The organism is Ruania suaedae, from assembly GCF_021049265.1.
Lineage (GTDB): Bacteria > Actinomycetota > Actinomycetes > Actinomycetales > Beutenbergiaceae > Ruania > Ruania suaedae.
Genome location: NZ_CP088018.1, coordinates 2,718,212 through 2,731,332, shown reverse-complemented (window position 1 = coordinate 2,731,332; position 13,121 = coordinate 2,718,212). Strand labels below are relative to the sequence as shown.

Here is a 13,121-nt window from a genome sequence, read left to right as displayed (position 1 = left end):
GTCAGTCCTCCTCGTCCTGCTCGGCCGGCTCGTCGGGCCCTGCGGGAGCGGTCTCGGAAGCCTCGCCGTCATCGTCGGACTCGCTGACCGCCCGGATCTGCTCGCCGGCGGCGTCGAGCCAGCTCTGGCACCGGTCGGCGAGGGCCTCGCCGCGTTCCCACAGGTCCAGCGACTCCTCGAGTGAGGCCGCACCGCTCTCCAGCTGCGCGACGACCTCGACCAGCTCGTCGCGCGCCTGCTCATAGCTGAGGTCGTGCACGTCGTTCCTTGCAGTCACGGGGCACATCCAATCACGTCCGGTTCTCCCGAGTGGCGCCGGTCCCACGCACCGACACGCTCAACTCCCCGCCCGCGACCAGCGCCCGCAGGTCCTCTCCGACGGCGACCTCCGCCGGATCGCGCACGACCGTCCCCTCCTGATGGCGCAGCACCGCGTACCCCCGCCGGAGGGTGGCGTCGGGGGAGAGGGTGCGCAACGCCGTCCGGAGGTTGGACACCTCCCCGCCCGCGCGGTCCAGCCGCGCGGCGAAGGCCACCCGGCTCCGGGTGCGCCACTGGTGGACGTGGTCGGCTCTGCTGGTCACGAGCACCAGTGGCTGAGCGAGGACAGGTCGCGAGCGCAGCGCCGTCAGGCGGTCGGACTCGAGCGCGAGCCGCTGGCGCAGTGCACCTGCCATCCGGGCGCGGGTCTGGGTGATCCGGGTGAGCTCGGTGGCCATGTCGGGCACGATGCGCCTGGCCGCGTCGGTGGGTGTGGAGGCGCGATAGTCCGCGACCAGGTCCAGGAGCGGGCAGTCCGTCTCATGCCCGATCGCGGCCACCAGTGGGGTGCGGCAGGCGGCGGCCGCCCGCACCATCGTCTCGTTCGAGAAGGGCAGCAGGTCCTCGACCGAACCACCACCACGTGCCACCACGATGACGTCGACCTCGGGATTCGCGTCGAGCTGGGCGATGGCCCGGCTCACCTCGCCGACGCTGCTTGGACCCTGCACCGCCACCTCCCGCACCTCGAACTGCACCTGCGGCCAGCGGGCGGAGGCGTTCACGAGGACGTCGTGCTTGGCCTTGGCGTCGCGCCCGCAGATCAGCCCCACCCGCGTGGGCAGGAACGGCAGCGGTCGCTTGCGTTCGGTGTCGAACAGCCCTTCGGCGGCCAGGATCCGCTTGAGGTGCTCGATGCGGGCCAACAGCTCGCCGAGACCGATCGCGCGGATGTCGGTGGCGCGCAGGCTGAGCGTGCCGCGTTTGGTCCAGAAGGACGGCTTGGCGCGCACGACCACGTGCGATCCCTCCTCGATCGCGGTTCCGGCCGCGAGCAGCAGGCGCTTGAGCATCGTCACATTCAGCGACATGTCGACGTCGGTGTCGCGCAGCGTCAGGTAGGCGCTGGCGGAGGCGTTGTGGGCGTTGACCTGGACGAGCTGCCCCTCCACCCACACCGGAGCCATCTTGTTGACGTAGTCGGCGATCTTCGCCGAGAGCAGCCGGACCGGCCAGGGTTGTTCGGCGGTGGTGTCCAGTGCCCGGGCGGGCAGATCGCCGACGGGGGCGGCGCCAGAGGGCGGCTCAGCTGACTGCATCGCTCTAGCCTGCCCCATCCCGCCGACATCGAGGTCTCGCCGGCAGATCCTCCTGACGGCGGATGTGCGCGCGGCCGCCCGGTTGGCACGCTGCAGGCATGACCGAGTCGATCGCCACTGCGGCCCGCGGACCTGTGACCGGAACCGAGCGAGCCCTCGCACCGGACCTGGCGCGCGGCCTGATGCTGCTGCTCATCGCCCTGGCCAACACGCCTTGGCTCCTCTACGGTCACGGTTCGGCGATGACGTCGGCCCATCCGACGGAAGGGTCCACGGTCGACCGCGTCGTGCAGTTCGCGCTGATCGTCGGCGTCGACTACCGGATCTACCCGTTGTTCGCCTTCCTGTTCGGGTACGGCATCGTGCAGCTGTACCGGCGGCAGGTGGAGGCCGGCGTCACCGACGCCGCCGCGCGAGCGATTCTGCGCCGACGGCACTGGTGGATGGTCGTCTTCGGTGCGGTCCACGCGGCGCTGCTGTGGTTCGGCGACATCGTCGGCGCCTATGGTCTGGTCGGCCTGCTCATCGTGGCGATCTTCTTCCGGCGCCTGGACCGGACCCTGCTCATCTGGGCGGCCGTGCTGACGAGCCTGCTGGCGCTGGTCACGGCGCTGGGGCTGCTCTCGCTGCCCCACATCCCGGCCGATCCCGCATTCGAGAAGTCCGGGTTCGCCGACCCGGCGGCCCTGAGCGGGGAGGAGAACTACCTGACCTCCGTCCTGCTGCGGTTGGCGACCTGGCCGGTGATCGCGCTCGGGCAGGGCATCTTCGGTCTGGTGGTGCCGGTGATGATGCTGCTGGCCTTCTGGGCTGCGCGCCGCCAGATCCTGGAGCACCCCCGCCGGCACGGGCGGCTCCTGCGGCGTACGGCCGCGATCGGTGTGAGCGTCGGCGTGCTGGGCGGGATCCCGAACGCCCTCACCCACGTCGGTGTCATCGAGCTGGGAGCGCACCAGTCGTGGATCTTCATGCTGACCCAGACCCTGACGGGCCTCTTCGGCGGGCTCGGCTACGTCGCGCTGCTCACCCTCCTGGCCGAACGGCTGCGTGCCTCCGCGTCCACGAGCGCACCGCTGGTGGCGATCAGGGCGGTCGGGAAGCGTTCGCTGTCGAGCTATCTCGGGCAGTCGGTGATCTTCGCTCCGCTGCTCAGCGCCTGGGGTCTGGGACTGGGGGCCGAGCTGAACAGCGCGGGTGTGGCCGCCGTGGCGATCGCAGGGTGGGCGGCGCTCGCGGCACTGGCGTACCTGTGGGAACGGCGCGGCTGGCGGGGTCCGGCCGAGAGTCTGCTGCGCCGGCTGGCCTACCGCCGGGGGCGCGACCACCGGTCCGCGGGGTAGGGGCGGGCTGCGCTTCGGGTGGTTGATCCCACACGGCTGCGCCGACCGGGACCTGGACCTGACACGTAGACTCGATGTGTGACGACTTCTGCTAAGCGCATCCTTCTCGCTGCCCCCCGCGGCTACTGCGCGGGGGTCGATCGGGCTGTCGAAGCGGTCGAGCAGGCGCTGGACCACTATGGCGCCCCGATCTACGTGCGCAAGGAGATCGTGCACAACAAGTTCGTCGTGGAGACGCTCTCCAAGCGGGGTGCGATCTTCGTCGAGGAGACCGATGAGGTGCCCGAGGGCGCCCGCGTGATCTTCTCCGCCCACGGCGTCTCCCCGGCGGTCCACGCCCAGGCGGCCGAGCGCAACCTGGACACCATCGACGCGACCTGCCCGTTGGTGACCAAGGTGCACAAGGAAGCGGTGCGCTTCGCCAAGGGTGACTACGACATCCTGCTCATCGGTCACGACGGTCACGAGGAGGTCGAGGGGACGGCGGGGGAGGCCCCCGAGCACATCCAGCTCGTGGACGGGCCCGACGCCGTCGACCAGGTCACCGTGCGTGACCCCGAGCGCGTCGTCTGGCTGTCCCAGACCACCCTGTCGGTGGACGAGACGATGGAGACCGTGCGCCGGCTGCGGGAGAAGTTCCCCTCGCTGCAGGACCCGCCCAGCGACGACATCTGCTACGCCACCCAGAACCGTCAGGTCGCCGTGAAGAAGATCGCGCCGGACGCCGATGTGATGATCGTGGTGGGGTCGGCCAACTCCTCCAACTCGGTGCGGCTGGTGGAGGTGGCGCTCGAGGCGGGCGCCCGCTCCTCCTACCGGGTGGACACGGCCGAGGATCTCGATCCGGCGTGGTTCGAGGGTGCGCGCAGTGTCGGGCTGAGCTCGGGCGCCTCGGTGCCGGAGATCCTCGTGCGCGACGTGATCAGCAGGCTCGAGGAGTGGGGCTTCGGCGACATCGACGAGGTGCGTACCGCGACCGAGGACCTGATGTTCTCGCTGCCGCGCGAGCTGCGCGCCGACCTGAAGAAGGCCGGCGCCCCGGCCGGGCAACCTGCTCGCGGGTCGAGGCGCTCCCTGGACGTCTCGGTCGGCTGAACCGGGCTGAGCGCACGAGTTCGTGCGTCAGTCGTCGTTGGCTGCCCGGTCCGTTCCTGTAGCCCGGGTGCTCCGGCCGGCCTTCGCCGCGTCTCGCTGGGCGTCAGTGACGAGCGTCTCGAGCTCGTGGTCGGTGCTCACTGTCAGCGCCTCGAGCGGCAGGGGCGCGGTCGCGCTGCGCCCATCCCGCACCGCCTCGTCCTCGTAGGCGTCCGGCTTCTGGGCCGTGGTGGCCAGCACCTCCAACGGCGGGTGTGACTCCATCGCAGGGTCCAGGCCCTGCAGGGCGCTGAACCGACGCGCCTGGGTGATCACATTGGCGTCGAGCGAGCGGTTGAAGGCGTTGAACGCCTCGACCGAGGAGTTCAGGCGCTTGCCCAGCGTGGTCAGGTGCTTGCCCATGGTGCCCAGCCGCTTGTGCAGCTCGCGCCCCACCTGGAAGACCTGCTGCGCCTCGTGGGCGAGCAGCTCCTGTCGCCACGTATAGGCCACGGTGCGCAGCAGTGCCACGAGGGTGGCGGGGGTGGCGAGCACCACGTTCTTCTCGAATGCGCGCTCCATGATGGTCGGGTCCTGCTCGAGTGCCGCCTGCAGGAACGACTCCGCCGGCATGAACATGACGACGAACTCGGGTGTGTGCTCCAGGTGCTCCCAGTAGGCCTTGGCGCCGAGGGAGTCCACGTGATCGCGCACGTGCCGGGCGTGCGCCTGCAGCCGGGAGGTGCGCACCGAGTCCTCGCGCGCCTCCATCGCCTCCAGGTACCCGTTGAACGCCACCTTGGCGTCCACGATCACGCGCTTCTCGCCGGGGAGGGTGACCACCAGGTCCGGCCGCAGGGCGCCGCCGTCGGTGGTGAGGGTCTGCTGCTCGACGAAGTCGACATGCTCGAGCATCCCGGCCGCCTCGACGACCCGGCGTAGCTGCAGCTCACCCCACCGGCCCCGCACCTGCGGCGCCCGCAACGCGGTGACCAGCTGGTTCGTCTCCTGGCGCAGGTGCTCGGAATCCGAGCGCATCTGCTTGACCTGCTCGGCCAGGGTGGAGTGCGCGTGCAGCCGCGCCTTCTCGGCCTCGTCCATCCCCGACTTGACCTCGGTGAGCGTGCGACTGAGCGGCTCCACCAGCGACTTGACGGCCTCCTCGCGCTTGGAGAGCTCGGCGTCGGAGGCCTGCTGGGCGCGTGCGAAGCGTTCCTCGGCCTGCTTCAGGAAGGACTCCTGCGTCTGGGAGAGCACCTTCGCCGAGAGCGCCTCGAACTCGTCCGCCATCCGCTTGCTGTCCGCACGCAGTTCCTCCACCCGCTCCCGAGCACGGGTGCGCTCGGACTCCAGCGCCCGCTCGAAGCCGGCACGTTCGAGGTCGGCACGCTCATCGGCGGCGCGCTCGGCGGCACGCAGCTCGCGCTCGTGGGACTCGCGTGCGGCCGCGAGCCGCTCGGTCAGCACCGGCACCTGCGCCGCCTCCTCCTCGGCCGAGCGCAGCCGCTGGGTCAGGTCGGCGATCTCCTCGGTCCCCTGCGCCTGCGCGGCGCCCTCGCTCGAGCCGCGTACCGCACGCATCAGCACGGCACCGACGACGGTGCCGAGCACGAGCCCGACGACCAGTCCGAGAATCAGCTGCGTGAAGTCCATGACCTCACGTTCCCACGCGGCACCGACATCGCCGCCGCGGGCGCGCCGCTGCCCCGGCGAGTGGGCCGGCCACCACCCTCAGGTGGAGGGGTGGCCCCAGGTCTCATCCGTCCGGCCGATCCGCACCGGCGGCCCGGCTGGCTACCGTGGCCGTCGTGTTCTCAGGCTGGAGGCGTCGCCGTGCGGCGCGCAGGGTCAAACCCGGTGATGGTCATCCGTTGCAGCGCTACCGGTGGTGGCAGCCGCTGTCCCGGGCGCTGCTCCATCTCGACCTGCCCGAGGACGACGGCCGGACGCACCGGTGGTCGGTCGACGTACGGCTGTGGGGTGACTCCAACGGTGAGATCCTGGCGCAGCTGTACCGGGACGGCTCCCACCGGGCTGGCTCGAAGCTCCCCGCGCTCTTCCGCGTGCCCGGCGGCGAGATCGAGGTGGTGACCAGCGGGTACGGGCTGCGCAGGTGCCACTACGTGCCCGACAACGGTCCGGAGCGGCAGCTGGTTCCCGACCCGGCCTCCGCGGAGGGCCGCCGTGCCCGGCTCGAGCGTAGGCGCCCGGCGCTGAGCCGGGCGATCGGAGCCGTCTCCATCACGGTGTTGCTGGTCTCGCTGGTCCTGGGTGTGCCGCAGGTGATCGAGCAGGTCTCGCACATCCCGATCGTGGCCGAGCGGATCGGGTCCTTCGTCTCGCCGATCCAGCTGCCGGCCGTGCTCAACGTCGGTCTGGTGGTGGCCGGGCTGGTGGCGAGCAGCGAACGGGCGCTGCGGCTGCGCTATCACTGGCTTCTCGACGGCGGACTCTTCGACGGCGACGACTAGCACCCGGCGAGGGCAGATCTCCCCCTCGCGATGGATCACGATGTCGCCGCCTACCCGTACCTTGGTTGCCATGTCCGAGACTCCTGCATCGCACCCACCGCAGGGTGGTGGCGTCGCACCCGTACCGGTGCCCGACGCCGACCCGCCCGGCTCACCCTCCGCGCCACCCGACCCGTCGGCAGCCCTGTCGATCCGCGGGCTCTGGAAGCGCTTCGGCCAGAAGAACGCCGTGGCCGGGATCGATCTGGACGTGCCCCGCGGCTCCTTCTACGGCTTCGTCGGCCCGAACGGGGCCGGGAAGACCACCACGCTGTCGATGGCCACCGGTCTGCTGCGGCCCGATGCCGGGACCGTGGCGATCAACGGCGCGGACTTCTGGAGCGATCCCGACCGGGGCAAGGCCCAGCTCGGTGTGCTGCCCGACGGCGTGCGGCTGTTCGACCGCCTCACCGGAGTCCAGCTCCTCACCTACTCCGGTCTGCTGCGCGGAATGGACCGCGAGACCGTCGCCGAGCGCGCGGACGACCTGCTGCGCGCCATGGACCTGACCGCCGACAAGGACACCTTCGTGGTGGACTACTCCGCCGGGATGACCAAGAAGATCGCCCTCGGCTGCGCACTCATCCACGCCCCGCGCGTGCTGGTGCTGGACGAGCCGTTCGAGGCGGTCGACCCGGTCTCGGCCGCGAACATCCGCGACCTCCTGGCCGACTACGTGCACTCGGGCGCCACCGTGATCGTCTCCTCCCACGTGATGGACCTGGTGCAGCGGATGTGCAGCCACGTCGCCGTGATCGCCAACGGGCAGATCCGTGCCACCGGCACCGTGGACGAGGTCCGCGCCGGGGGTTCGCTGGAGGACCGGTTCGTCGAACTCGTCGGCGGTCGGCAGCAGACGGAGGGACTGGCGTGGTTGCGCACTTCGTCCGCCTCCGACTGACCCTGCTGGCGAACACGTTCCGCCGGAGCGTGTGGCAGACGATCGGCTACCTCTTCGCGATCCTGTACGCGCTGTTCGTGATCGGGATGGCGGTGACCGGCGCCGTCGCCGGCGGGGGAGTGGACCCCTACCTCACCGGGCAGGTGGTCCTGATCGCCGGCGCCCTCGCTGTGGTGGCCTGGTGGGTGGTGCCGATCTTCGCCTTCGGCACCGACGCGACGCTCGATCCCCAGCGATTCGTGTCCTTCGGCATACCCAGGCGCCGGCTCATCGCCGGCCTCGCTGCCGCCGGCTTCACCTCGATCCCCGCGGCCGCCACCGTGCTGGTGGCCATCGGGCTCGCCTTCGCCTGGTGGCGCACGCCTGCGCTCATCCCCGTCGCGCTCATCGGTGGCCTGCTCGCCGTCGCGCTGTGCGTGGTCGGGGCACGAGCCCTGACGACGGCGCTCGCCCCGTTGCTGGACTCCCGCCGCTCCCGTGAGGTGCTCGCCGTCGCTGCGCTGGTGCCGATCGTCATGATCGGCCCGGTCATCAGCTGGTCCACCAGCAGGCTCGCCGGTGGTGCCGCCAGTGGCGATCAGGTGCGTTCGCTCGTCACCGACGTCGCTGCGGTGGTGGGCTGGACGCCTTTCGGTGCGCCGTGGGGCATCGCCCCGGCGGTCGAGGCGGGGCACTGGGGCGTGGCGGGCGTGCGCCTGGCGATCGCCCTCCTCAGCCTGCTTGCGATGGTGCTGGTGTGGGACCGGGGTCTCGCTCGGGCGCTGGTGACCCCTCCTACTGCCGGCGCCGGGGGCAAGGGCAAGGGCATGGGCTGGCTGGGCCGGCTCCCCGCGACCCCGACCGGAGCGGTGGCGGCACGGGCGCTGACCTACTGGCTGCGCGATCCGCGCTACTCGGCCTCGCTGGCGATCGTGCCGCTGTTGCCGGTGATCCTGGCAGTGGCGGGCGGCAGCGGCGGGTTCGGGGAGATCCTGCTGATCCTCGCGCCCCTGACCGCATGGATCCTCGGGTACGCCATCTCGGCCGACATCGCCTACGACAGCAGCGCCTTCGCCCTGCACGTGGCCACCGGCGTCTCCGGCCGGGCGGACCGGGCCGGACGGGCACTCGCGATCGGCGTGCCAGGTGTGCTGGTGGTGACCGTCTTCGCCGTCGCGACCTTCGTCGTCACCGGCCGGTGGGACCTCGCACCGATGGTGCTCGGGGTGAGCTACGGAGCGCTGGGGGTGACGCTCGGGGTCTCCAGTGTGGCCTCGGCCCGGCTCATCTACCCCGTGCCGAAGCCGGGCGAGAGCCCGCTCAAGCAGCCGCAGGGTGCGGCGATGGCCACCTTGGTGGCGCAGATGGTCGGCATGCTGGCCTCGTTCACACTCTCCCTGCCGGTGCTCGTGCTCGGGGTAATGACGCTGGCGATCAGCCCGGCATTCGGATGGGTCGCGCTCGTGGTGGGCGTCGCCGGAGGGCTTGCCGTGGCCGTGCTCGGCGTGCGCGTGGGCGGCCGCTGGTTCGACCGCCGGACCCCGGAGATCATGCAGCAGGTGATGGCGCAGGCCTGAGCACCTCCGGGCGGCCGTAGACTGGTTTCCCGTGGCTCTCACTATCGGTATCGCTGGCCTGCCCAACGTCGGCAAGTCCACCCTGTTCAACGCGCTCACCCGCGCGACCGTGCTCGCCGCGAACTACCCGTTCGCGACGATCGAGCCGAACGTGGGTGTGGTGCCGCTGCCGGACGAGCGCCTGGGGACGCTCGCCGGGCTCTTCTCCAGCGAGAAGATCGTCCCGGCGACGGTCTCCTTCGTCGACATCGCCGGCATCGTGCGCGGGGCGAGCGAGGGGGAGGGGCTCGGCAACCAGTTCCTCGCCAACATCCGCGAGGCGGACGCGATCTGCCAGGTCACCCGTGCCTTCGCCGACCCCGACGTGGTGCACGTGGACGGCAAGATCTCGCCCAAGGACGACATCGAGACGATCAACACCGAGCTGATCCTGGCCGATCTGCAGACCCTGGAGAAGGCGCTGCCCCGGCTCGAGAAGGAGGTGCGGGGCAAGAAGACCGAGCAGGCCGTGCTCGACACCGCCAAGGACGCCATCGCGCTGCTGGAGGCCGGGACCACGATCTCCGCCGGCGGAGCCAGCCTGGACGCCGGGATCATCAAGCAGTTCGGGCTGATGACCGCCAAGCCGTTCATCTACGTCTTCAACACCGACGACGACGGCCTCGCCGACGAGGCCATGCAGGCCGAGCTGCGCGAGCTGGTGGCCCCGGCACGCGCGATCTTCCTCGACGCGAAGTTCGAGGCCGAGCTCGTCGAGCTGGAGCCCGACGAGGCTGCCGAGATGCTCGCCGAGAGCGGGCAGGACGAGCCCGGGCTGGAGCAGCTCGCCCGGGTCGGGTTCGACACCCTCGGCCTGCAGACCTATCTGACCGCCGGCCCGAAGGAATCCCGCGCCTGGACGATCGGGAAGGGGTGGACCGCTCCGCAGGCCGCCGGCGTGATCCACACCGACTTCGAGCGAGGATTCATCAAGGCCGAGGTCGTCTCCTTCGACGACCTGGTCGCCGCCGGCACCATGGCCGAGGCCAAGTCCCGCGGCCGGGTGCGGATCGAGGGCAAGGACTACGTGATGGCCGACGGCGATGTCGTGGAGTTCCGCTTCAATGTGTAGCGCGGGTGCTACGCTCACTGCGTGAGCATGGGTGAGCCGCAGGTCGAGAGCCTGTCTCAGCGCGAGTTGCGGAACGAGTCCGGGCGCGTGCTTCGCGCGGTCGGCGAGGGTCGTTCTTTCGTGCTGACCAACGGCGGAGTCGCCGTCGGCCGCATCATCCCTCTCGATGCCCCGGCACCCACGTTGCCCATCGCCCGGCCAGCCAAGCGCGTCGGTGGCTGGGCGGCGCTGACACCGCAGCCGTCCGAGGATGACCGCCCGATGATCCGGATCCTCGATGAGTTGCGCGAGGATCGGACGTGACGGACGTTCCGCTCGTCTACGCGGACACCTCTGCACTCGGAGCGCTCCTGGTCGCACAACCCGAAACCCGGGCGCTGGCGGACTGGCTCGACCAGACGCCTTCCAGGCTCGTCTCGAGTGATCTGCTCGAGACTGAGCTGCGTCGCATGGCAGTGAGGGAAGGGCGGGATCAGGCGAAGGTCAGTGCGATCCTCGATGGCGTGTCGCTCGCGGCACTTGACAGGGCCACGTATCGGTCCGCGGGGTTCCTGCCGATGCCAAAGCTGCGTACTCTGGACGCGTTGCACCTTGAAGCGGCAATGCGTCTCGACGTTGAAGCGATCCTCACATATGACCGCCGACTCGGTGAGGCGGCGAGGTCTGCCGGAGTCGACGTGATCGCACCGGGAAGCGAGGTGCCTCCTGACGAAGCATGACGTTGTGCCCGCCGACCGGCGTGCTGTCGTGATCGTCACGGGTGCAGGTCGCGGCATCGGCCAAGCGGTAGCGCGGGCTTACGTCGAAGATGACCACGTCGTCGTCACCGATGCGTGGAGCGTCGTGCCGAGAAAGTGACTTCCTCATTGGGCGCGGATGTCGCGAGTCCCGACGTCACGGGTCAGCGGCAGTAGAAGGCCGTAGGGGTCGATGCCGTACTGCCAGGCCTGGTTCCGACTGCGATGACGCCGAGAGGGATCCGGATTCCTTCGCCAGTACGCTCGGTCTTGCTGCGCGCCCGAAGAGGCGGCTCCCCGTCCCGCTCGAACGCTGATCGAGACGCGGACGTTCAGGCGCGCACGGCGTGCTCGATGAAGTCGAGCATCGTCGCAGTCATGGGGGCGAGGTCCAATGTCTCGTCGGACGCCCACCGGTCGAGCGCCCCATTCTTGGCGGCCTCGATCAGGTAGGCCATCTCGGTGGCGTCGAAGGCTCGGAACTGCCCCTCGGCTTGGCCTTGGCGGAGCAGGTCGGCGAGCGTTGCGGCTTCTTGCGTCGAGATGTTCTCGAACGCATGGATGAAGCCGTGCTCGCGATGGTTGGACATGACCTCGACCATCGCGCGGAACTCGATGCGCCTCGAGGAGAAGAACTCCAGCTCGGCGCGGAGTTGCGCGAGCAGACGTGCCACGGGGGACATCTCGTCGGACACGCTGGTCGCGATGTGCCGGGCGCAGTCCTCGAACAGAGTCAGAGCCACCCGGCGCAAGATCTCGTCCTTGCTGGCGAAGTGATAGGTGATGACCCCTTTGCTGACCCCCGCCCGTTGCGCGATGCGACCCACAGACGCCGCCGCGTAGCCGACCTCGGACAGCACTTCGGCGGCTGCGCGCTCGATCTGTGTCTGTCGTGCGTGTCCGCCGAGGGTGCTGCGTGGTGCGGGCGCTGAACCATCTCTTGTACTCACGTACTAATATTAGTACGATCGTGCGATGTTCGCGAGCGGGGTGAGCGTGCCGGAGGAAGCGCGCGATGGTGGCAACCAGGTGAAGCGGTTCGTGAAGCTCGGCGTCTTCTCCGTCGTCATCGTCGTGATCGCGGGCCTGCTGGGTCTGGTTATCGACGCGCCCTTGTTCGGCTTCAGCCCACTCGAGAGCGAGTACGCGAACCGGATGCTGAACTACCAACTCAGTGCCTTGCCGGTGGTAGGGCTGGCCCTGCTCGTGACGTTTGTGTTCGCGGGAAAGGTCCGACTCCGCTACCTCAACCTCCACCGCACCGGTGCGATGCGTCCATTCTTCGCGCAGCCTGGCGGAGGGCGATGGGAGTCGGACGGCTGGTTCTTGGGTCTCATGATGGTCGCGATCGTCGCGACGGTCACGTTCTTCCAGTTCCTCCCCGGCGGGTTCACGTTCCGCTGGGCCCACCTCGCCCTGGTGCTTCCACTCGCGGCGATGAACGCCTTCACTGAGGAGACGATCTTCCGACTGCCATTCGTCACCATGGGTGAGAACGACACCAGCTCACGGACGTACGGGCTGCTCATGGGCTCCGTGGTCTTCGGCGCCTACCACTACGGAGGTATTGCACCCAACGGCGTCGTCGGTGCGACCATGTCGGCCTTCCTGGGGTTCGTCCTGGCGAAGTCCATGCAGGAGACCAGGGGGTTCTTCTGGGCCTTCGTGATCCATGTGGCGCTCGACATCCCCATTCTGATCTTCGCTCTCAATCAGACGCCCTCGCCGTAACGCCTCATCTCGACTCACCTCTTGTGCGTAAGTACGAGCTAGCGTACTTTCGTGCCTGTGGCTGATGAGATCTCAGATTTGCGGACGGCGCTCGCGGCACTCGAAGCGCGTGTGGCCGACCTCGAGCGGACGTCCCCACCCGCGCCGGCATCATCGACTGATCCGGACGTCTTCTGGGCGCTGGCCGGACTCCGAGAACGCATCGCGTCCGATCCGGGTCGAGCTCCGGGTGCCGTCATGCTCGTCGGCTCGGTGGCCCTGCCCGACGGCGCGGCGGAGTGGCAGCAAGGCGCGTCGTCGGCAGGGTTGCTCGAGACCGACTGGTCGGACTCGGCCTCAGCGCTGAGCGCGCTTGCGCATCCGGTGCGCCTCGAACTCACCCGTCACATCCTGAACGGAACGCACGCGACCGCCGAACTCGCCGCGCTCGAGGGGCTGGGCACGACGGGGCAGCTGCATCACCACCTCCGTCAGCTCGTGAGCGCGGGCTGGGTCAGGCAGTCCGGGCGCGGCAGCTACGAGGTGCCGGCGGCACGCGTCGTTCCGGTCCTCGCGGTCGTGATGGCGGCGCAGCGATGAGG

The 13,121-nt window shown here is 69.7% G+C and carries 14 protein-coding genes; 10 read left to right on the top strand and 4 right to left on the bottom strand.

The features are described 5' to 3' along the window. Nucleotide 1 precedes the first annotated feature (1 nt). Together LQF12_RS12515 and xseA are read right to left on the bottom strand one after the other, a co-directional pair. Nucleotides 2-286 (bottom strand): exodeoxyribonuclease VII small subunit, encoded by a 285-nt coding sequence (locus LQF12_RS12515; RefSeq protein WP_231053259.1) that lies wholly within the window; start codon nucleotides 284-286, stop codon nucleotides 2-4. A 4-nt stretch (nucleotides 287-290) separates the two neighbouring features. Continuing rightward, nucleotides 291-1,580, bottom strand: coding sequence for an exodeoxyribonuclease VII large subunit (gene xseA, locus LQF12_RS12510; RefSeq protein WP_231053258.1), 1,290 nt, complete (start codon nucleotides 1,578-1,580; stop codon nucleotides 291-293). Nucleotides 1,581-1,678: 98 nt separating this feature from the next. Between xseA and LQF12_RS12505 the strand changes: the two genes are divergently transcribed. After that, nucleotides 1,679-2,920: a DUF418 domain-containing protein gene (locus LQF12_RS12505; protein ID WP_231053257.1), complete on the top strand. Its 1,242-nt coding sequence runs from the start codon at nucleotides 1,679-1,681 to the stop codon at nucleotides 2,918-2,920. A 78-nt stretch (nucleotides 2,921-2,998) separates the two neighbouring features. Further along, complete coding sequence (locus LQF12_RS12500; protein WP_231053256.1) at nucleotides 2,999-4,015, top strand: 4-hydroxy-3-methylbut-2-enyl diphosphate reductase; 1,017 nt, start codon at nucleotides 2,999-3,001, stop codon at nucleotides 4,013-4,015. A gap of 27 nt (nucleotides 4,016-4,042) precedes the next feature. Here LQF12_RS12500 and LQF12_RS12495 read toward each other — a convergent pair whose 3' ends face one another. Then, nucleotides 4,043-5,647: a DNA recombination protein RmuC gene (locus LQF12_RS12495; RefSeq protein WP_231053255.1), complete on the bottom strand. Its 1,605-nt coding sequence runs from the start codon at nucleotides 5,645-5,647 to the stop codon at nucleotides 4,043-4,045. A 218-nt stretch (nucleotides 5,648-5,865) separates the two neighbouring features. Here LQF12_RS12495 and LQF12_RS12490 point away from each other — a divergent pair, with 218 nt between their 5' ends. The 6 genes from LQF12_RS12490 to LQF12_RS12465 all read left to right on the top strand — a co-directional run bounded on the left by LQF12_RS12490 (nucleotide 5,866) and on the right by LQF12_RS12465 (nucleotide 10,791). Beyond that, entirely contained in the window at nucleotides 5,866-6,465 is a 600-nt protein-coding gene (locus tag LQF12_RS12490; RefSeq protein WP_354004673.1) for a hypothetical protein, read from the top strand. Between the two features lie 70 nt (nucleotides 6,466-6,535). Further along, a complete protein-coding gene (locus LQF12_RS12485) occupies nucleotides 6,536-7,405 on the top strand; it encodes an ABC transporter ATP-binding protein (RefSeq protein WP_231053253.1) in 870 nt (289 codons plus the stop codon). Next, the gene (locus LQF12_RS12480) at nucleotides 7,375-8,961 is read left to right on the top strand and encodes a hypothetical protein (protein ID WP_231053252.1); all 1,587 of its coding nucleotides are present in this window, start codon (nucleotides 7,375-7,377) and stop codon (nucleotides 8,959-8,961) included. The genes LQF12_RS12485 and LQF12_RS12480 overlap by 31 nt, the downstream gene beginning before the upstream one ends. Nucleotides 8,962-8,992: 31 nt before the next feature. Continuing rightward, complete coding sequence (gene ychF, locus LQF12_RS12475; RefSeq protein WP_231053251.1) at nucleotides 8,993-10,072, top strand: redox-regulated ATPase YchF; 1,080 nt, start codon at nucleotides 8,993-8,995, stop codon at nucleotides 10,070-10,072. A 27-nt stretch (nucleotides 10,073-10,099) separates the two neighbouring features. Next, on the top strand, nucleotides 10,100-10,375 hold the full coding sequence (locus tag LQF12_RS12470; RefSeq protein WP_231055601.1) for a type II toxin-antitoxin system Phd/YefM family antitoxin: 276 nt from the start codon (nucleotides 10,100-10,102) through the stop codon (nucleotides 10,373-10,375). Continuing rightward, a complete protein-coding gene (locus tag LQF12_RS12465) occupies nucleotides 10,372-10,791 on the top strand; it encodes a type II toxin-antitoxin system VapC family toxin (RefSeq protein WP_231053250.1) in 420 nt (139 codons plus the stop codon). The genes LQF12_RS12470 and LQF12_RS12465 overlap by 4 nt, the downstream gene beginning before the upstream one ends. Nucleotides 10,792-11,141: 350 nt before the next feature. Here LQF12_RS12465 and LQF12_RS12460 read toward each other — a convergent pair whose 3' ends face one another. Continuing rightward, complete coding sequence (locus tag LQF12_RS12460; protein WP_231053249.1) at nucleotides 11,142-11,759, bottom strand: TetR/AcrR family transcriptional regulator; 618 nt, start codon at nucleotides 11,757-11,759, stop codon at nucleotides 11,142-11,144. A 25-nt stretch (nucleotides 11,760-11,784) separates the two neighbouring features. Between LQF12_RS12460 and LQF12_RS12455 the strand changes: the two genes are divergently transcribed. Beyond that, entirely contained in the window at nucleotides 11,785-12,540 is a 756-nt protein-coding gene (locus LQF12_RS12455; protein WP_231053248.1) for a CPBP family intramembrane glutamic endopeptidase, read from the top strand. A gap of 57 nt (nucleotides 12,541-12,597) precedes the next feature. Continuing rightward, the gene (locus LQF12_RS12450; protein WP_231053247.1) at nucleotides 12,598-13,119 is read left to right on the top strand and encodes an ArsR/SmtB family transcription factor; all 522 of its coding nucleotides are present in this window, start codon (nucleotides 12,598-12,600) and stop codon (nucleotides 13,117-13,119) included. Nucleotides 13,120-13,121 lie beyond the last annotated feature (2 nt).

Excerpts from the sequence above, each read along its gene's own strand:
- LQF12_RS12515 (WP_231053259.1), bottom strand. The coding sequence starts at position 286 with ATGTGCCCCGTGACTGCAAGGAACGACGTGCACGACCTCAGCTATGAG.
- xseA (WP_231053258.1), bottom strand. The coding sequence starts at position 1,580 with ATGCAGTCAGCTGAGCCGCCCTCTGGCGCCGCCCCCGTCGGCGATCTG.
- LQF12_RS12505 (WP_231053257.1), top strand. The coding sequence starts at position 1,679 with ATGACCGAGTCGATCGCCACTGCGGCCCGCGGACCTGTGACCGGAACC.
- LQF12_RS12495 (WP_231053255.1), bottom strand. The coding sequence starts at position 5,647 with ATGGACTTCACGCAGCTGATTCTCGGACTGGTCGTCGGGCTCGTGCTC.
- LQF12_RS12485 (WP_231053253.1), top strand. The coding sequence starts at position 6,536 with ATGTCCGAGACTCCTGCATCGCACCCACCGCAGGGTGGTGGCGTCGCA.
- LQF12_RS12470 (WP_231055601.1), top strand. The coding sequence starts at position 10,100 with ATGGGTGAGCCGCAGGTCGAGAGCCTGTCTCAGCGCGAGTTGCGGAAC.
- LQF12_RS12455 (WP_231053248.1), top strand. The coding sequence starts at position 11,785 with ATGTTCGCGAGCGGGGTGAGCGTGCCGGAGGAAGCGCGCGATGGTGGC.